Annotated in this window: 18 protein-coding genes; 14 read left to right on the forward strand and 4 right to left on the reverse strand. The window is 71.8% G+C overall.

Features of this window, described 5'->3' with window-relative positions; all coding sequences use genetic code 11:
- Positions 1 to 76 precede the first annotated feature (76 nt).
- The 9 genes from OHS82_RS34645 to OHS82_RS34685 all read left to right on the forward strand — a co-directional run bounded on the left by OHS82_RS34645 (position 77) and on the right by OHS82_RS34685 (position 7,443).
- The gene (locus OHS82_RS34645; protein ID WP_057583690.1) at positions 77 to 685 is read left to right on the forward strand and encodes a riboflavin synthase; all 609 of its coding nucleotides are present in this window, start codon (positions 77 to 79) and stop codon (positions 683 to 685) included.
- Complete coding sequence (pnuC, locus tag OHS82_RS34650) at positions 682 to 1,323, forward strand: nicotinamide riboside transporter PnuC (RefSeq protein WP_057583692.1); 642 nt, start codon at positions 682 to 684, stop codon at positions 1,321 to 1,323. Before OHS82_RS34645 ends, pnuC begins: the two co-directional genes overlap by 4 nt.
- Positions 1,320 to 2,609 carry a bifunctional 3,4-dihydroxy-2-butanone-4-phosphate synthase/GTP cyclohydrolase II gene (locus OHS82_RS34655; RefSeq protein WP_057583694.1) on the forward strand — a complete coding sequence of 430 codons (1,290 nt, stop codon included), beginning with the start codon at positions 1,320 to 1,322 and terminating at the stop codon, positions 2,607 to 2,609. Before pnuC ends, OHS82_RS34655 begins: the two co-directional genes overlap by 4 nt.
- Positions 2,610 to 2,639: 30 nt before the next feature.
- The gene (ribH, locus tag OHS82_RS34660; protein ID WP_057583696.1) at positions 2,640 to 3,125 is read left to right on the forward strand and encodes a 6,7-dimethyl-8-ribityllumazine synthase; all 486 of its coding nucleotides are present in this window, start codon (positions 2,640 to 2,642) and stop codon (positions 3,123 to 3,125) included.
- Positions 3,126 to 3,159: 34 nt separating this feature from the next.
- Complete coding sequence (locus tag OHS82_RS34665) at positions 3,160 to 3,432, forward strand: phosphoribosyl-ATP diphosphatase (protein ID WP_057583788.1); 273 nt, start codon at positions 3,160 to 3,162, stop codon at positions 3,430 to 3,432.
- Between the two features lie 67 nt (positions 3,433 to 3,499).
- The gene (hisG, locus tag OHS82_RS34670; protein WP_057583698.1) at positions 3,500 to 4,348 is read left to right on the forward strand and encodes an ATP phosphoribosyltransferase; all 849 of its coding nucleotides are present in this window, start codon (positions 3,500 to 3,502) and stop codon (positions 4,346 to 4,348) included.
- Positions 4,349 to 4,362: 14 nt separating this feature from the next.
- Positions 4,363 to 4,830: a PH domain-containing protein gene (locus OHS82_RS34675; protein WP_057583700.1), complete on the forward strand. Its 468-nt coding sequence runs from the start codon at positions 4,363 to 4,365 to the stop codon at positions 4,828 to 4,830.
- A 205-nt stretch (positions 4,831 to 5,035) separates the two neighbouring features.
- Entirely contained in the window at positions 5,036 to 6,361 is a 1,326-nt protein-coding gene (locus tag OHS82_RS34680) for a hemolysin family protein (RefSeq protein WP_057583702.1), read from the forward strand.
- Positions 6,358 to 7,443, forward strand: a complete 1,086-nt coding sequence (locus OHS82_RS34685; RefSeq protein ID WP_057583704.1) for a hemolysin family protein — start codon at positions 6,358 to 6,360, stop codon at positions 7,441 to 7,443. Before OHS82_RS34680 ends, OHS82_RS34685 begins: the two co-directional genes overlap by 4 nt.
- Positions 7,444 to 7,616: 173 nt before the next feature.
- Here OHS82_RS34685 and OHS82_RS34690 read toward each other — a convergent pair whose 3' ends face one another.
- Both OHS82_RS34690 and OHS82_RS34695 read right to left on the reverse strand, forming a co-directional pair.
- On the reverse strand, positions 7,617 to 9,485 hold the full coding sequence (locus OHS82_RS34690; protein ID WP_057583706.1) for an AAA family ATPase: 1,869 nt from the start codon (positions 9,483 to 9,485) through the stop codon (positions 7,617 to 7,619).
- 438 nt (positions 9,486 to 9,923) lie between these two features.
- Entirely contained in the window at positions 9,924 to 10,580 is a 657-nt protein-coding gene (locus OHS82_RS34695) for a uridine kinase family protein (RefSeq protein ID WP_057583707.1), read from the reverse strand.
- 276 nt (positions 10,581 to 10,856) lie between these two features.
- Between OHS82_RS34695 and OHS82_RS34700 the strand changes: the two genes are divergently transcribed.
- The 3 genes from OHS82_RS34700 (at position 10,857) to OHS82_RS34710 (ending at position 13,247) form a co-directional block, all read left to right on the forward strand.
- Positions 10,857 to 12,281 carry a peptidase C39 family protein gene (locus OHS82_RS34700; RefSeq protein WP_328435185.1) on the forward strand — a complete coding sequence of 475 codons (1,425 nt, stop codon included), beginning with the start codon at positions 10,857 to 10,859 and terminating at the stop codon, positions 12,279 to 12,281.
- 91 nt (positions 12,282 to 12,372) lie between these two features.
- Positions 12,373 to 12,513, forward strand: a complete 141-nt coding sequence (locus OHS82_RS34705; protein WP_266723913.1) for an SCO1431 family membrane protein — start codon at positions 12,373 to 12,375, stop codon at positions 12,511 to 12,513.
- Positions 12,514 to 12,587: 74 nt separating this feature from the next.
- Positions 12,588 to 13,247 carry a TetR/AcrR family transcriptional regulator gene (locus OHS82_RS34710; protein WP_057583709.1) on the forward strand — a complete coding sequence of 220 codons (660 nt, stop codon included), beginning with the start codon at positions 12,588 to 12,590 and terminating at the stop codon, positions 13,245 to 13,247.
- A 254-nt stretch (positions 13,248 to 13,501) separates the two neighbouring features.
- Here OHS82_RS34710 and OHS82_RS34715 read toward each other — a convergent pair whose 3' ends face one another.
- Complete coding sequence (locus OHS82_RS34715) at positions 13,502 to 13,699, reverse strand: hypothetical protein (protein ID WP_107105371.1); 198 nt, start codon at positions 13,697 to 13,699, stop codon at positions 13,502 to 13,504.
- 290 nt (positions 13,700 to 13,989) lie between these two features.
- Positions 13,990 to 14,445, reverse strand: coding sequence for a hypothetical protein (locus OHS82_RS34720; RefSeq protein ID WP_057583713.1), 456 nt, complete (start codon positions 14,443 to 14,445; stop codon positions 13,990 to 13,992).
- Positions 14,446 to 14,743: 298 nt separating this feature from the next.
- Between OHS82_RS34720 and OHS82_RS34725 the strand changes: the two genes are divergently transcribed.
- Positions 14,744 to 15,184, forward strand: coding sequence for an Lrp/AsnC family transcriptional regulator (locus OHS82_RS34725; protein WP_057583720.1), 441 nt, complete (start codon positions 14,744 to 14,746; stop codon positions 15,182 to 15,184).
- Between the two features lie 49 nt (positions 15,185 to 15,233).
- A complete protein-coding gene (locus tag OHS82_RS34730; RefSeq protein ID WP_328435186.1) occupies positions 15,234 to 16,850 on the forward strand; it encodes an amidohydrolase in 1,617 nt (538 codons plus the stop codon).
- Positions 16,851 to 16,924 lie beyond the last annotated feature (74 nt).

The following is a 16,924-nucleotide window of genomic DNA, read 5'->3' on the forward strand; positions in this document are numbered from 1 at the left end:
GTGTCGCTGCCCGTACCTGCTGTCGTCATCGACAGGCCCCGGAGTCCGTGCCCTATGAGGCAGGAGGACCCGGGAAGTGTTCACCGGAATCGTCGAAGAACTGGGTGAGGTCACCGCCGTCGAGAATCTCGGCGACGCCTCCCGCTTCCGGCTGCGCGGCCCCGTCGTCACCGACGGCGCGAAGCACGGCGACTCCATCGCCGTGAACGGGGTCTGTCTCACTGTCGTCGAGCACGAGGGCGACGAGTTCACCGCCGACGTCATGGCGGAGACCCTGAACCGATCCAGCCTCGGCGCACTCGCCGTCGGCTCCCGGGTCAACCTCGAACGCCCCACCGCCGTCGGCTCGCGTCTCGGCGGGCACATCGTGCAGGGGCACGTCGACGGCACCGGCGAGGTGCTGGAGCGCAGGCCGTCCGAGAACTGGGAGATCGTCAAGGTCTCCCTCCCCGCCGAACTCGCCCGGTACGTCGTGGAGAAGGGCTCCGTCACCGTCGACGGCATCAGCCTCACGGTCGTCGAGGCCGGCCGGGACCACTTCACCGTCAGCCTCATCCCCACCACCCTCGCGCTGACCACGCTCGGCCTCAAGCAGCCCGGCGACCCGGTCAACCTCGAGGTCGACATCGTCGCCAAGTACGTCGAGCGCCTGCTGACCACCGCACAGCAGGGAGCGGGCAAGTGAACTGGCTGAACTCCGAAGCGTTCGTCGCGTTCGACCAGCACATCATCTGGTCGGACATGATCGGGAACATCCTCGGCCTGATCACCCTCGCCCTCGGGTGGCGCCGCTCGCTGCTCACCTGGCCGGTGCAGTTCCTCTCCGGGCTCGTCCTCTTCGTCGCCTTCTACGGCCACCTCGCCGGCAGCGCCGGCAAACAGGTCGTCGTCATGGTCGTCGCCCTGTACGGCTGGTGGCAGTGGAACCGCAGCAAGGGGCGGTCCGCGGACGGCCAGATCACCCCCCGCTTCGCCACCTGGCCCGAGCGCGCGGCCATGGTCGGCGCCGCCGCCGCGGGCACGGTCGCCGTCGCGCTCCTCTTCAAGGCCAACCCGTCCCTGTCCTGGGACCCCTGGCCGGACGCCTACATCTTCGTCGGCACCATCGTCGCCATGTACGCCCAGGCGCGCGGCATGGTCGAGTTCTGGATCGCCTGGCTCCTCGTCGACGTCGTCGGCGTCCCCCTCAACTTCGCCAACGGCTACGCCTTCTCCGGCTTCGTCTACGTCATTTACGGCGCGCTCGTCCTGTGGGGCATGCGCGACTGGTGGCTGCGGTCCCGCAAGGCCTCGCAACCCGCTCTGGAAGGAGCGCCGGCATGAGCACGGCACCGATCCTGTACAGCACCGAAGGCCTGGAAGACCTCAGCCTCGACCCCGTGGCGCAGGCCGTCGCCGACATCGCGGCCGGCCGGCCCATCGTGGTCGTCGACGACGAGGACCGCGAGAACGAGGGCGACCTCGTCGTCGCCGCCGAGAAGGTGACGCCCGAGATCGTCGCCTTCATGATGAGCGAGTGCCGCGGCCTGATCTGCGCCCCCATGGAGAGCGACGAGCTGGAGCGTCTGAAGCTCCCGCAGATGGTCGACGACAACACCGAGTCGATGACCACCGCGTTCACGGTCTCCGTGGACGCCTCGGCAGCCCACGGCGTCACCACCGGCATCTCCGCCGCCGACCGCGCCGCCACGCTCCGGCTGCTGGCGAGCGGCGAGGCCGGGCCGGCCGACTTCGTGCGCCCCGGCCACGTCTTCCCGCTGCGCGCCCAGCCCGGCGGCGTGCTGACCCGCAACGGCCACACCGAGGCCGCCGTGGACCTCGCCCGGCTCGCGGGACTGCGCCCGGCCGGCGCCATCGTCGAGATCGCCGGCGAGGACGGCCGGATGCTGCGCCTGCCCGAACTGATCCCGTTCGCCCGCAAGCACGGCCTGACGATCATCTCCATCGAGGACCTGATCGCCTACCGGCGCAGCGCCGAGCCGACGGTCCGCCGCGAGGCCGAGACCCGACTGCCCACCGTGCATGGCACGTTCACCGCCTACGGCTACCGCTCCACCGTCGACGGCGTCGAGCACGTCGCCCTGGTCCACGGTGACATCGGCGACGGCGAGGACGTCCTGGTCCGCGTCCACTCCGAATGCCTCACCGGCGACGTCTTCGCCTCCCTGCGCTGCGACTGCGGCCCCCAGCTCGACGCGTCCCTGGAGCGCATCCAGAGCGAGGGCCGGGGCGTGATGGTCTACCTGCGCGGACACGAGGGCCGGGGCATCGGTCTGCTGTCCAAGCTGAGGGCCTACGCACTCCAGGAACAGGGCCACGACACCCTCGACGCCAACCTGGAGCTGGGCCTGCCCGCCGACGCCCGCGACTACGGGGCCGGAGCGCAGATCCTCGAGGACCTCGGCGTGCGCAGCGTCCGTCTGATGACGAACAACCCCGAGAAGAGCGAGGCGCTCGTCCGGCACGGCATCGAGGTCGTCGAGCGCGAGCCGATGCCCGTCCAGGCGGGCGAGCACAACATCCGCTACCTGCGCACCAAGCGGGACCGGATGGGACACGACCTGCCCTGGCTGGACGCGGCCCCCGTGTCCCCCTGCGGCAACCAGTAAGCACGACCGGCACCGAGGAGAGACGAGAACGTGAGCGGCAAGGGCGCACCGGAGCTGTCCGTACGCAATGTGGGTGACCTGAGAGTCGCCGTCATCGCGGCCCAGTGGCACGAGAAGGTGATGGACGGTCTGGTCGACGGCGCGCTGCGCGCCCTGCACGACCTCGGCATCGACGAGCCGACCCTGCTGCGGGTCCCCGGCAGCTGGGAACTGCCGGTGGTGGCCAAGGTGCTGGCCGGGCGGGGCTACGACGCGATCGTCGCCCTCGGCGTCGTCATCCGCGGCGGCACACCGCACTTCGAGTACGTGTGCCAAGGGGTCGTCCAGGGACTCACCCAGGTCTCCGTCGAGACCGGCGTGCCCGTCGGCATGGGCGTCCTCACCTGCGACACCGAGGAGCAGGCCCTGGACCGGGCCGGCATCGAGGGCTCCAACGAGGACAAGGGACACGAGGCGGTGACGGCGGCGGTGGCGACCGCGGCCACCCTCCGTTCAGTATCCGAACCCTGGCGGTAGGCGGACCGGGAGAACGGCTAGGGTGGGCAGCACCATGTCCAAGAAGACGTTCGAGGAGCTCTTCTCCGAGCTCCAGCAGAAGGCCGCCAGCGGCGACCCCGCCACTTCCCGTACCGCGGAACTCGTCGGGAAGGGCGTCCATGCCATCGGCAAGAAGGTCGTCGAAGAGGCCGCCGAGGTGTGGATGGCCGCCGAGTACGAGGGCAAGGAGGCGGCCGCGGAGGAGATCTCGCAGCTGCTCTACCACGTCCAGGTGATGATGGTCGCCCGCGGAATCTCGCTGGACGACGTCTACGCCCACCTGTAGAACCGCATTCCCGACCCCGCCCCGCCCGCCCCCCTTTTTCCCGTTCCACGCGAAGGAAGCCGACCTCATGCTGCGCATCGCCGTCCCCAACAAGGGTTCCCTGTCCGGACCTGCGGGGGACATGCTGCATGAGGCCGGCTACCAGCAGCGCCGGGAGAGCAAGGAACTGCGGATCGTCGACCCGGTCAACGAGGTGGAGTTCTTCTACCTGCGTCCCCGCGACATCGCGATCTACGTCTCCTCCGGCCGCCTCGACATCGGCATCACCGGCCGTGACCTGCTGATCGACTCCGGCGCCGACGCCGAGGAGATCCTGCCGCTCGGCTTCGCCCGCTCCACCTTCCGCTTCGCCGGGAAGCCCGGCGCGGCGACCGGCGTGGAGGACCTCAAGGGCAAGACGGTCGCCACCTCCTACGAGGGCATCGTGGCCGGCCACCTCGCCGACCACGGCGTCGAGGCGTCCGTCGTCCACCTCGACGGCGCCGTCGAGACCGCGATCGAGCTGGGCGTCGCCGAGGTCATCGCCGACGTCGTCGAGACCGGCACCTCGCTGCGCAACGCGGGTCTGGAGGTCTTCGGCGAACCCATCATGAAGTCCGAGGCCATCGTGATCCGCCGCACCGGCGCGGACGCCGAGGAGCCCAAGGTGCAGCAGTTCCTGCGCCGCCTGCAGGGCGTCCTGGTGGCCCGCACGTACGTGATGATGGACTACGACTGCCGCGTCGAGCAGCTCGAGAAGGCCGTCGCGCTGACCCCGGGCCTGGAGTCGCCGACCGTCTCCCCGCTGCACAACGAGGGCTGGGTCGCCGTCCGCGCCATGGTCCCCGCCAAGGAGGCGCAGCGGATCATGGACGACCTGTACGACATCGGCGCCCGCGCCATCCTGACCACGGCCATCCACGCCTGCCGCCTCTGACCTCCCCCGGGAACATGTCCGACCTGCCTGCGCTCCCCGTCGTCTTCCGGCCGGGCCGCACCCGTGTGGTGCTGCTCACGGCCGGAGTGGCGATCCTCGTCGTCATCTCCGCCGTCGCGATGCTCCTGGAGCAGCTCGGTCCGGGGGAGCGGCTCAGTTTCATCCTCACCGGCGCCCTCGTGTTCTGGGTGCTGGCCCAGCTCGCCCGGGTGCGGGTGATCGCCGACGACGCCGGCGTCACCGTCGTGAACATCGCCAGCTCCAGGCGTCTGGCCTGGGCGGAGATCCTCCAGGTGAACCTCCGTCCGGGCGATCCGTGGGTGTTCCTGAACCTCAGCGACGGCACCAGCCTGCCCGCTCTCGGCATCCAGCCCGGCATCGACAAGCAGCAGGCGATCCGCGACGCGCGGGCGCTTCGGGCGCTCGCCGAGGCCCGCACGATCCGCGACCCCGAGACGCCCCCCGAGCAAGATCAGGGCTGACTCGGGGCCCGCTGCCCTGCCGCAGAACCCCCTGTCTTGATTAATCTGGTGACGGAGGCGCACCCTCGCGCCCCCGCCCCTGCTGTGCCCTGCCGGGCTCACGGGGGTTCCTTCTACCCGAGGAGTGACTCCCTCCGGCGATGGACGGTTCGTCCTGTAGTACCTGCGCCGCCCCCACCCGACCTGGTTCGGAGGCGGCGGCATCATGACCACCCCCTTGCTGCTCCTGGCAGCCGCGTTCCTGCTCATCCTCGCCAACGGCTTCTTCGTCGCCGCCGAGTTCGGCCTTGTCACGGTCGAGCGTCCGGACGCGGAGCGGGCCGCCGCCGAGGGCGACAGGCGAGCCGGCACGGTCGTCGAGTCGCTGAAGGAGCTCTCCTTCCAGCTCTCCGGCACCCAGCTCGGTATCACCATCACCTCCCTCGTGGTCGGCATGCTCGCCGAGCCGGCGCTCGCGGAGCTGCTCAGCGGCCCGTTCACGGCGATCGGCGTCCCCGAGGGCGCCGTCTCCGGGGTCGCCGTCGTCGTCGGCATGCTGCTGGCGTCCGCCGTGCAGATGGTGATCGGCGAACTCGTGCCCAAGAACTGGGCGGTGTCCAAGCCGTTGCAGGTCGCGCGTTTCGTCGCGGGCCCGCAGCACGTCTTCGCCCGCCTCTTCCGGCCGGTGATCGCCGCCCTCAACACCGTCGCCAACCGCCTGGTACGGGCCCTGGGGGTCGAGCCCGCCGACGAGCTGGCCTCCGCGCGGACCCCCGGCGAGCTCGTCTCTCTGGCCCGCCACTCGGCCCGGGCCGGCGCCCTCGAACAGGACACGGCCGACCTCTTCGTACGGACTCTCTCGCTGGCCGAACTGACCGCGCAGCACGTCATGACCCCGCGCGTGAAGGTCAGCGCCCTGCAGTCCACGGCCACCGCGGAGGACGTGGTGAACCTGACCCGGGCCACCGGTCTGTCCCGGTTCCCGGTATACCGAGAGAAGATCGACGAAATCGTCGGCATGGCCCATCTGAAGGACGCCCTGGCGGTCCCCGTCCACGACCGGCTGCGCACTCCCGTCGTCCGCATCGCCCGCCCGGCCCTGCTGGTCCCGGAGACGCTGCCGGTGCAGCCCCTGCTGGCCCGCCTGCGCAGCGAGCAGCCCATCGCCGTCGTCGTCGACGAGTACGGCGGCACGGCCGGCGTGGTCACCCTCGAGGACATCGTCGAGGAGATCGTCGGCGAGGTCCGCGACGAGCACGACGGCCAGGATTCCCCCGAACTCGCCGCCGCCCCGCCCGAGGAGGGCAGGCCCGCCTGGGACGTGGACGGCAGCTGTCGGGTCGACACCCTCCAGCGGATAGGCCTCGAGGTCCCCGAAGGACCGTACGAGACGGTCGCCGGACTCGTCGCCGACCTGCTCGGACGCATTCCCGCCGTCGGCGACCGGACGGAGCTGCCCGGCTGGCGGCTCTCGGTGCGCCGGGTCGGCCACTACCGGGCCGAACGGGTCCGGCTGGTGCGCACCGGCCAGGTCGTGGAGGTCGCCCGATGAGCGCCCTGCAACTCGTCTTCGCCGCGCTGCTCGTGCTCGCCAACGGCTTCTTCGTCGGCGCCGAGTTCGCGCTCGTCTCCGTCCGCCGCAGCCAGATCGAGCCGCTGGGCACCACGCGGGCCCGCCAGGTCCTCTACGGGCTGGAGCGCCTGCCGCAGATGATGGCGGCGGCCCAGTTCGGCATCACCGTCTGCTCCCTCACCCTGGGTGCGGTCGCAGAGCCGACCGTCGCCGAGCTGCTCGAGCCGTTGTTCGAGTGGGTTCACCTCCCGCACGGGATGATCCATCCGCTGGGCTATGTCATAGCCCTCGCGGCCGTGGTGTTCTTCCATCTCGTGATCGGCGAGATGGTTCCGAAGAACCTCGCCATGGCGGCGCCGGAGAAGACCGCGCTGTGGCTCAGCCCTGGCCTGGTCGCCTTCGCCCGGCTGTGCCGGCCGATCACGGTCGCGCTCGGCGCCTGTGCCCGGGGCATCCTGCGGCTCTTCCACGTCGAGCCCAGGGACGAGGTGGAGGCCGTGGTCACCAGCGAGCAGCTGAACCGTCTGCTGGAGGACTCCGGCCAGGCCGGTCTGCTCGGCCCGGAGGAGCAAGAGCGCCTGGAGGACGCCCTCGAGCTCGGTTCCCGTCCCGTCACCGACGTCCTGCTCCGACGCGAGTCCCTCGTCACGGTCGGTCCGGCGGTCACCCCGGGCGAGATCGTCGAGCTGACCGCCCGCACCGGCTACTCCCGCTTCCCCGTGGCCGCGGAGACCGGCGCCTTCATGGGCTACCTGCATGTGAAGGACGTCCTCGACCAGGAGGACTCCGAGCGGGCGGTGCCGCAGCAGCTGTGGCGTCCCATGACGACGCTCCGCTCCGAACTCCCGCTGGACGACGCGCTGACCGTGATGCGCCGGGCGGCGACCCATCTGGCGCAGGTCGCCGACGCCTCCGGCAAGGTCCTCGGCCTGGTCGCCCTGGAGGACGTGCTGGAACTGCTGGTGGGCGAGGTCACGGACCCCGCCCACCGCGAGGTTCCCGAGGTGCGGCTGACGGAGCCGAGGGCGAGCGACGAACCGGAGGAGGCCCTGGCGAGCTGACCGGGACCCGCCGGCCGGGCGGACGCGGTCCGGCATGCGCCGCCGCCGGGCCGGCCCGCCCCGGCGGCTCGGCCCGGCGAGTCGACAAGCCGACGAGCGAGCTGCCCGGCCGGCGTCGGCGCGGCGACCCGCGCCGGGGCGGCCCGCAGGCCCTTGTCAGGGCGCCGGATGCGTCAGATGGCCGACGGGTCCTGCGGCCCCCGCCCCGACAGCACCTCTCCGTAGGCCTGCATCAGGTCGGGCAGCCGCAGCGTCGACAGGTCGTCCCGGGTCAGCGCGCCCGGATAGGCCGACAGACGCAGGTCCCGGTAGGCGCAGCTCTTCTCGTACAGGGTGCGCAGAAAACGCCCGTTGCCGAGCTCGTCGATCCAGCCCTGGTCGACCACGTGCCCGGCGATCGAGCGCAGCTCGTCCAACGCCTCCTCGTCCCACGCGTCGCCGTTCTCCGCGGCCAGCACCTCTCCGATGGAGGTGAGTTCGAGAGGACGGTAGGAGGGGAAGTCGACACGGGTCGTGAAACGGGAGGACAGCCCGGGATTGGCCGCCAGAAGGCGGTCCATGCCCTCCGGATAGCCGGCCAGGATCACCACCAGGTGGTCCCGGTTGTCCTCGGCCCGCTTCAGCAGCACCTGCAACGCCTCGTCGCCGTACGCGTCGCCCTTGCCGTAGCCGGAGTTCGAGAGCGAGTACGCCTCGTCGACGAAGAGCACCCCGCCGAGGGCGGAGTCGATCAGCTCGTTGGCCTTCACGGCGGTCTGGCCGAGGTACTCGCCGACCAGGTCGGCCCGCTGGGCCTCCACCAGGTGGTCGCCGCCCAGCAGACCGAGGGCGTAGAAGACGCGGCCGAGGATGCGGGCGACCGTCGTCTTGCCGGTGCCGGAAGGGCCGGAGAACACGAAGTGCCGCTTCGGCGGCTGGACCGGAAGGCCCTGCCCGGTCCGCAGCCGCGCCATGTTGAGCTGCGCGGAGAGTGCTTTGACCTGGCGTTTCACCGGTTCCAGTCCCACCATGCGCTCCAGCTCGGCGAGAGCCTCCTCCAGTAACGCGGGATCGGTGGGACCGGCCGGCAGCGGTGACGACAAGCGGACGACGTGCTTCTCGCGCACCGACGGGTCGGTCACCGAGGGCATGGGCACGACGGGCGGCGGATCCGAGGGCTCGAGCCGCAGGTCGCGGCCCTCCGTGCCGAACAGCGGATCGAATCCGTCCGGCCCGTCCGCCGTGTCCTGCCCCAGCCCGGTGAGCGCGATCGCCGCCAGATCCGCCGTGTCGTCGTATCCGTCGCCCTCCGCGATCGCGGCGAGCCGCGCCGAGGTGTCCATGAACGCGGCGTCCACGCGGTGCACCGCCCGGTAGAGGGGGAGGGCGGCCGCGGAACGGCCGGTGCCCTCGTGCGCCCGGGCCAGCCAGTACCGCAGTTCCTTGCGCTGCGGCTGCTCGCTGCGGCAGCGCATCAGAGCCGCCGAGAGCAGCGGCTCGGCCTGGCCGTACATCTCCAGTCGCACCCGGGCCATTCCGCCGAACAGGCCGGCCTCGATGCACAGCAGCGGGTCGTCGAGCAGCGAGTCGGTGTACCGGACCAGCTGCTCCCAGTCCTTGACCAGGTAAGCGCGACAGGCGTGCAGAAAGCGGACCTGGTGGTCGGCGTCGACGGGCGGGAGCCCGGCGAGCGCCCGGTCCAGTTCGGGCACATGGCGACCGTCGAGCCAGTGCGAGGCGTGGGCGAGCAGCAGATCGCGGGGGCTCTCCAGGACCGGCTGCACCCACCAGCCCAGCCAGTACCAGGAGTTGAGGGTCCGGCGGTGCCGTGTGCGCTGCTCCCCGAACCGTTCGCGGTGGCGGAACATCCGCAGCAGCGCGGTCGTCGTGTCGACGCGCAGTGCGTGCAGTCCGAGCCAGCCGTCGGCCATGCCGGGATCGATCCGCACCGCCGTGCGGAACTCCTCCTCCGCCTGCGGATAGGCGCCCATGGTGTAGGCGTCCACGCCTCGAAGCCAGGCGAGGTCGGCGGGAGCCTCGGGGCCCTGCGTGCCGAAGTCCATCACGTCCCCCACAGACCGTGCCCCCGTCGGTATGCCGGCGGACGTCGCCCGTCGGCTGCCTTGGTCGAACCGCTGTGCCGCGGACCGGAGTTGCCAGGTGCGCGCAGCAGTCGCCCAGGTCGCACCGAAGGCATCGTACCTGCGGGAGAGGGGCTCGCCGTAGGGCGCCGCACAGGCCGTTCGACGCGGTGGAAGCAGACGGGGCGCATACCGCGCGGTGACCCTGGGTGAGCGGATCACGTCACGTCAGGTCCGAAAAGGGGCCCCGGAGCAGGGTCCGGACAGAACGAAGCCCCCGATCACGGGGGAACAACCGGGGGCTTCGCGTCCGAGAGCGGCTACGATCGCCGCGCATTGAGAACGTAAGACCTGTACGGGCCGCCGGTCAAGCAGAGTCGGAGTACTTGGCGAAGTTCGGACGCAAGGGTTTTCACAAGTTCACCACATCGCGGGCGGTTCCTCACGATGGGTGACATCGCGGTCCGGACCGGAACCCTTCGCAGGCCCCGGCAGTACCTCGTACCCCTGCTCCAACTGCCGTACCAGCAGGGCGGCGTGCGGCCGCGACGGGTCCTCGGCGAAGTGACGGACTTCGGCCGGAACCCACCCGTCCCAGAACGCGCGCTGCTCCTCTCCGTCACGCGCCCGGCCGCGTGCCCAGGACTCCTCGGGCGGCACCTCCATCCACAGCAGGCACCCCAGGTGCGGCCGCAGCGCGCGGCGGCCCGCGCCTACCCCCTCGACCAGCACGACGGGGGCGGCGGGCAGGGTGCGGGGCGGGCCGAACCGGTGGGCATGCCAGTCGTAGGGCGTGTACTGCGCGCTCTCGCCGCTGCGGAAGGGCTCGATCACCTGGGAGAGCAGGCGGCCGGTCCACGAGAACAGCTGGTCGTGGGACGCGATGTCGTCGAGGTGCAGCACCGGGGCGCCGTCCAGCGCCTGCGCCAGGCGTCCGGCGAAGGTGGACTTCCCCGAGCCGGCGTGCCCGTCGACGCCGATCAGACGCACCGGTCCGCAGGACGGCGGCAGACGGAGGAGCCGGGAGGCGAGCTGGCGGATGACGGATCCTGGGGGGTGGGCGGGGCCGAGGCCCATGGAGCGGCGGGCGGTGCGCCGGTCCTTCGGCGCGGTGATCCTTCGGTACGGGCGGTGCTTTCGGCGCGGTGATCCTTCGGTACGGCGGGTGAGTCTACGGGGAGCCGCCGCCGTCGGTGGGCCAGACCGATGGTGGTGGGCGCGGCACGGGCCCACCTGCTGGAAGCCGCGTTCGGCTCCCCTCATAGTGGCCGAACAGCCGCAGAGCGACACCGGGCTGTACAGAGTCGTACGGACCGCACAGACCCCCGGGAGTCTCCACCCATGAGCAGTCCCATGAGCCGAGCCACGAGCCGAGCCGCGAGCCGAGTCGAACAGCCGTCCCGCAGAACGGTCCTCGCTGCCGCGGTCGCCGCCGCGGTGGCAGGGGGACCGTCGCCCTCCGCGTCCGCCACGGAGGCGGACGGCACCGAGGCGACCGGTACCGAGGCGACCGGCGCCCCGGGCGCCGAAGCGGCGCCGGCCCGATCCGTCGACTACCGCGGCTGGACCACGTACGCCGACTGGCGCTCCGGCGTCGCCGAGGGCGCCCGTGCCCTGGCCGGGATCCGCCCGGGCGTCGCCATCGCCGCCGCCCCGCTCGGCGTCGTCGACCACACCGACCCGCACAGCAGGACGACCGCGTCCTGGGAGTACGCGACCTGGACGTCGCCCCTCCACCGGCTCGCCGTCCCCGCCACCGAGGTGATCGCCTCCTGGAACGCGAGCACACCCGCCGGCAGCTGGATCCAGGTCGAGATCGAGGGCACGTACTCCGACGGCACGGACACGCCCTGGTACGTGATGGGTCGCTGGGCCTCCGGAGACCAGGACATCAAGCGGTCCTCGGTCGACGGCCAGAGCGACGGCAGAAGCACCGTGTGGACCGACACGCTCGCGATCGACGATGCCGCGGGCGGTCTGCGTCTCGACGCCTACCGCCTCCGGCTCACCCTGTACCGCCGCCCCGGCACCGATGTCACGCCGACCGTGTGGCGGCTGGGGGCGATGGGCTCCGACGTGCCGGACCGCTTCACCGTGCCGGCCTCCGTGCCCGGCCTCGCGCGGGAACTGCGGGTCCCCCGCTACTCGCAGGAGGTCCACAAGGGCCAGTACCCCGAGTACGACAACGGCGGCGAGGCCTGGTGCAGCCCCACCTCCTCGCAGATGATCGTCGAGTACTGGGGCGGGCGGCTCACCGACGAGCAGCTGGCGTGGGTCGACCCCTCCTACGCAGACCCGCAGGTGTGCCACGCGGCCAGGCACACCTATGACCACCAGTACGCCGGCTGCGGCAACTGGCCGTTCAACGCCGCCTACGCGGCCACCTTCGAGGATCTGCAGGGCGTGGTCACCCGGCTCGGCTCCCTCACCGACCTCGAGACGCTCATCGGCGCGGGGATCCCGGCCATGACGTCACAGTCCTTCCTCAAGGAGGAGCTCACCGGAGCCGGGTACGGGACCTCCGGGCACCTGATGACCGTGATCGGCTTCACCGCCGGGGGCGACGTGATCGCCAACGACCCGTTCTCGGCGGACGACGCGACGGTGCGCCGGGTGTATCCGCGGCGGGAGTTCGAGAACGTCTGGCTCAGGACCAGGCGTCACAACGCGACGGGAAAGGTCGTCTCCGGCACGGGCGGCGTCTGCTACCTCTACTTCCCGGCGCGTCCCAGCGCCCGCCAGCGCCAGGCCCTGACGGCGGTGGGAATCCGGATGTGAGCAAGATCTCTGCCACAAAAGGCCCGGCGAGTGGCAGGGTGGTCGGATCGGTGGGGGGATCCACCAGTACGTCCGACTTCAGCGAGACACCATGACCGCTCAGACAGCCACTGCCACTCGCACCCGTACCGGCGGCCCGAAAACCGACGGTCCGAAGATCCTGGAGCACGCTCTGGGCTGGGTACTCGTCGCGGTCCTCGCGATGCTGGTCACCCAGCTCGGACTGCTCTGACGGGTGCGATCTGACGCACGGTTGACCTGACATACTGCGGATGTCCCGCCGACTGCCCGAGACCAGGGTCGAAATTGAATATCAGTGAACAGCGCGAAGTCGTGCGCCCCCGGGCGCGCGGCACCGAGCGCTCACTGGCGCGTCGCGCCGAACTCATCTCCATCGGGCGGAAGTTGTTCGCCGACACGTCGTACGACACGCTCTCGATGGACGACATCGCCCGGCAGGCGCATGTCGCCAAGGGGCTGATCTATTACTACTTCCAGTCCAAGCGCGGCTACTACCTGGCCATCATCCAGGATTCCGTCGCCGATCTGGTCACCTTCGCGGCGAGCGGCCTGGAACTGTCCCAGGTGGACCGGGTGCAGCGCACCATCGACGGTTATCTGCGCTATGCCGAGCACAACCAGGCCGCCTACCGCACGATCGTGAGCGGCGGCGTCGGCTTCGACACCGAGGTCCACGGCATCCGGGACGGTGTCCGTGCGGCGATGGTGGCGACCATCGCCGAGGGCGCGTACGGCCGCAGTGACGTGCCGCCGTTGCCGCGTATGGCCCTGCTCGCCTGGGTGTGCAGCGTGGAGGGGGTCACGCTGGAGTGGATCGACCGTCCCGAGCTCACCCGAGAGGTCATGGTCGAGCTGCTGGTGAAGACCCTGGGCGGCGCCCTGCGCGCCATCGAGGACCTCGACCCCGCGTTTCCGGCGCCGAAGCCGGCCCGCCGCGAGGGCTGACGGGCAGGGCAGGCGCACAGCGCGCACCGTCGGCGGGGCGCACGCACAGCGGCCCACCCGCCGACGGGGCGGACCCGCCGGGGCGACTGCTCAGGCGTGAGAGCTCACGCCCCTCCGGCTCACGCCCCTCCGGCTCACGGCCCTTCGGCCCCCGGCCTTTCGGCCCCCGCCCTTTCGGCCCCCGGCCCTCCGGCCCAGCCGTGACCTGCCCGGCGGGCCACCTGACGCCCTGGCTCAGCTCGCCGTTCGGCGGGTCATCGCCCGTCGCCCACCGGATCCGCGAGCCCGCTGAACTGTCCCCGCCGCACCTGCGGCGCGGTCAGCCGCACCCACTCCGGGTCGTGACGCCCCGGCAGGGTGCGGCCCCGGTCGGCCCAGGTCCGCAGCAGGTCACGGTAGATGGGCGGGTCCTGAGGGGGCGGCGGGGCCAGCGGAACCGATTCTGCGTGCACGGGCTCCGGATGCGTCGGTGCGAAGAGCTGGCGGTGACGCCCGGGAGCAGCCGAGTAGGTGGGGGTCATACCAGGGCAACGCGGGTCCGCGCGACGGAGTCACCGGCGCACAGGGGTGCGCGTGAGTTCGGGATGTGCCCCCGGGTCGCTGCGACGTCCGCGCAGACGTACTCCCGGGGGTGCCCGTCCGGTCGAGCAGGGCGCGCCGAACCTGCACCACGCCCTCCTGCCGGTCATGGTGCGGTCCCGTTACGGGATCGGAGCAGAGGGAGCGGGCGCGGGAGCGCCGCTCAGGCGGCCGCGCGGCGCATCACCGGGACGCGCATCGGGCGCGAACCCGGGCCGCCGACGTGCGAGAAGGGCTGCGTACGCCAGTCCAGTCCCTGAGGGAGCGTCAGCAGGAGTGCGGTGTCCTGCTCCTGGAGTTCCGCGGACTCGTCCGCAGGGCGGGCCTCGGCCGCCGTGCGCCCCGTGCCGGCGCAGACCGTGAGCCCGAACGGGTTCCACGGTGAGGCGCACAGCGCGTGCTCCGGCAGGCTCTCCTCGTCCGCGAGCAGCGCGATGGGCTGCGTGCAGTCCGGGCAGATCACCCGGTACATCTCGAAGGTGTCGTACGCGTCGAGGTGCTCGACGGAGTCACCTTCGAAGCCGTCGGCGTCGAAGGGTTCGACGCCCTCCGGCTCGGGCTCGCCGACGGACTGGAGCCGCTTGGGCGCGGTGCGACCAGGGCGCTTGAAACTCTGCATGTGATTCTCCCCCTCGGGCTGGGTCGTGACGGCAGTGCGGCCTCGACCACAGCAAGCACTTCCCAGCCCGTCCCGGCGGTAACCGCCGTGGCATCACTAAGCGTTCACGAGTGCTGTGGCTTTCGTCACATGCCGCTTGCAGGTGCCTCACACGCGAGCGCCACCCGGGCGGCGCCGTGAGCGTCACCCCGGTGATGCCCGGGTGGCGCGCGGGCCGCTCCGGACACATCACAAACGGGGTATGACCTGCGCTGTATAGGTATACGCGGAGATCGCGCTGCCTGTAAGTTCTTGCGTCATGGAGGAGCTGGACCGACAAATCGTGCAGCTGCTCGTCAAGGACGGGCGGATGAGCTACACCGATCTGGGCAAGGCCACGGGCCTGTCCACATCTGCCGTGCACCAGAGGGTGCGCAGGCTGGAACAGCGCGGCGTCATCCGTGGGTACGCGGCCGTCGTCGACTCGGAGGCCGTCGGGCTGCCCCTGACCGCCTTCATCTCGGTGAAGCCCTTCGACCCCAGTGCCCCCGACGACATCGCCGAGCGGCTTGCGGACGTTCCCGAGATCGAGGCCTGCCACAGCGTGGCCGGCGACGAGAACTACATCCTCAAGGTCCGCGTGGCCACCCCGCACGAGCTGGAGGAGCTGCTGGGGCGGCTCAGGGCGCTCGCCGGCGTGTCGACGCGCACGACGGTCGTCCTGTCCACTCCCTACGAGGCCCGGCCGCCGCGCATCTGAGGAGCACCCTGGCGAACAGCCGCCCTCCAGAGGCGCGAGACTGTTCCCCATGAGTGAGCACGCCCCCGAGCCGAAGACCGTCCTGCTCCGCCGAGGAGAGGTCCACAGCCCCGCCGATCCTTTCGCGACCGCGATGGTCGTCGAACGCGGCCAGGTCGCCTGGGTGGGCTCCGAGGGCGCCGCCGACGCCTTCGCCGGCGGCGTCGACGAGGTGGTCGACCTGGACGGCGCCCTCGTCACCCCGGCGTTCACCGACGCCCATGTGCACACCACGTCCACCGGCCTCGCGCTCACCGGACTCGACCTGTCCGCGGCCCCCTCCCTGGCGGCCGCACTCGCTCTGGTGCGCGAGTTCGCGGTGTCCCGTCCACGGGACAAGGTGCTGCTGGGCCACGGGTGGGACGCCTCCCGCTGGCCGGAGGGCCGCCCGCCCCGGCGGGCGGAACTGGACGAGGCCGCCGGCGGCCGGTCGCTCTACCTCAGCCGGATCGACGTCCACTCGGCCGCGGTGACCACCGCACTGCTGGCCCTCGCCCCCCGGGCCCGGGACGCGGCCGGCTTCGCCGACGACGAGCCGCTCACCCGCGACGCCCACCACACCGTCCGCGCCGCCGCGTTCGCAGCCGTGACGCCGGCCCAGCGTGCCGAGGCCCAGCGGACCGCCCTCGCCCACGCCGCGTCGCTCGGCATCGGCTCCGTCCACGAGTGCGCCGGCCCGGAGATCTCCTCCGAGGACGACTTCACGGACCTGCTGCGGCTCGCGGCCGAGACGTCCGGCCCACGCGTCGTCGGCTACTGGGCGGAGCGCGACGTGGACAAGGCCCGCGAGCTCGGCGCCCTCGGGGCCGCGGGAGACCTGTTCGTCGACGGGGCCCTCGGATCCCACACCGCCTGTCTGCACACCCCGTACGCCGACGCCGGCCACACCGGAGTCGCGTACCTGGACGCCGACGAGGTCGCCGCCCATGTGACGGCCTGCACCGAAGCAGGGCTCCAGGCCGGCTTCCACGCCATCGGCGACGCCGCCGTCACGGGCGTCGTCGAGGGCGTCCGCGCGGCCGCCGAGAAGGTCGGCCTCGCCCGGATCCGCGCCGCCCGCCATCGTGTGGAGCACGCGGAGATGCTGACGCCCGAGACCGTCGCCGCGTTCGCCGAACTGGGTCTCACCGCCTCCGTCCAGCCCGCCTTCGACGCCCTGTGGGGCGGCGAGCAGGGCATGTACGCGCAGCGGCTGGGCGCGGACCGGGCCAGGACCCTGAACCCGTTCGCCGCCCTGCTGCGGGCCGGCGTGCCGCTCGCCTTCGGCTCCGACAGCCCGGTGACCCCGCTCGACCCGTGGGGGACCGTGCGCGCCGCAGCCTTCCACCGGACCCCGGAGCACCGCGTCTCCGCGCGCGCCGCGTTCACCGCGCACACCCGCGGCGGCTGGCGGGCGGTCGGCCGCGACGACGCCGGGGTGCTGGTCCCGGGCGCGCCCGCCGACTACGCGGTCTGGCGCACGGACGAACTGGTGGTCCAGGCCCCCGACGACCGCGTCGCCCGCTGGTCCACCGACCCCCGTTCCGGGACCCCGGGACTGCCCGATCTGACGCCCGGGACCGACCTCCCGGTGTGTCTGCGCACCGTGGTGGGCGGCCGGACGGTGTTCGTGCGGCCGAGCGAGTGATCTCCCGGGGCGCCCCGGGAAAGATCACCCGTCCGCCCGTCGCCGTGCGATGCGGGCCCTCTCCCGGCTGACCT

The sequence above is a fragment of the Streptomyces sp. NBC_00425 genome, assembly GCF_036030735.1.
Taxonomy (GTDB): domain Bacteria; phylum Actinomycetota; class Actinomycetes; order Streptomycetales; family Streptomycetaceae; genus Streptomyces.

Bases quoted from the DNA above. Each gene is read 5' to 3' on its own strand.
- OHS82_RS34655 (WP_057583694.1), top strand. From the start codon at position 1,320: ATGAGCACGGCACCGATCCTGTACAGCACCGAAGGCCTGGAAGACCTC.
- OHS82_RS34680 (WP_057583702.1), top strand. From the start codon at position 5,036: ATGACCACCCCCTTGCTGCTCCTGGCAGCCGCGTTCCTGCTCATCCTC.
- OHS82_RS34665 (WP_057583788.1), top strand. From the start codon at position 3,160: ATGTCCAAGAAGACGTTCGAGGAGCTCTTCTCCGAGCTCCAGCAGAAG.
- OHS82_RS34725 (WP_057583720.1), top strand. From the start codon at position 14,744: ATGGAGGAGCTGGACCGACAAATCGTGCAGCTGCTCGTCAAGGACGGG.
- hisG (WP_057583698.1), top strand. From the start codon at position 3,500: ATGCTGCGCATCGCCGTCCCCAACAAGGGTTCCCTGTCCGGACCTGCG.
- OHS82_RS34675 (WP_057583700.1), top strand. From the start codon at position 4,363: ATGTCCGACCTGCCTGCGCTCCCCGTCGTCTTCCGGCCGGGCCGCACC.
- OHS82_RS34730 (WP_328435186.1), top strand. From the start codon at position 15,234: ATGAGTGAGCACGCCCCCGAGCCGAAGACCGTCCTGCTCCGCCGAGGA.
- OHS82_RS34705 (WP_266723913.1), top strand. From the start codon at position 12,373: ATGACCGCTCAGACAGCCACTGCCACTCGCACCCGTACCGGCGGCCCG.
- OHS82_RS34720 (WP_057583713.1), bottom strand. From the start codon at position 14,445: ATGCAGAGTTTCAAGCGCCCTGGTCGCACCGCGCCCAAGCGGCTCCAG.
- OHS82_RS34685 (WP_057583704.1), top strand. From the start codon at position 6,358: ATGAGCGCCCTGCAACTCGTCTTCGCCGCGCTGCTCGTGCTCGCCAAC.
- OHS82_RS34695 (WP_057583707.1), bottom strand. From the start codon at position 10,580: ATGGGCCTCGGCCCCGCCCACCCCCCAGGATCCGTCATCCGCCAGCTC.
- OHS82_RS34690 (WP_057583706.1), bottom strand. From the start codon at position 9,485: ATGGACTTCGGCACGCAGGGCCCCGAGGCTCCCGCCGACCTCGCCTGG.
- OHS82_RS34700 (WP_328435185.1), top strand. From the start codon at position 10,857: ATGAGCCGAGCCACGAGCCGAGCCGCGAGCCGAGTCGAACAGCCGTCC.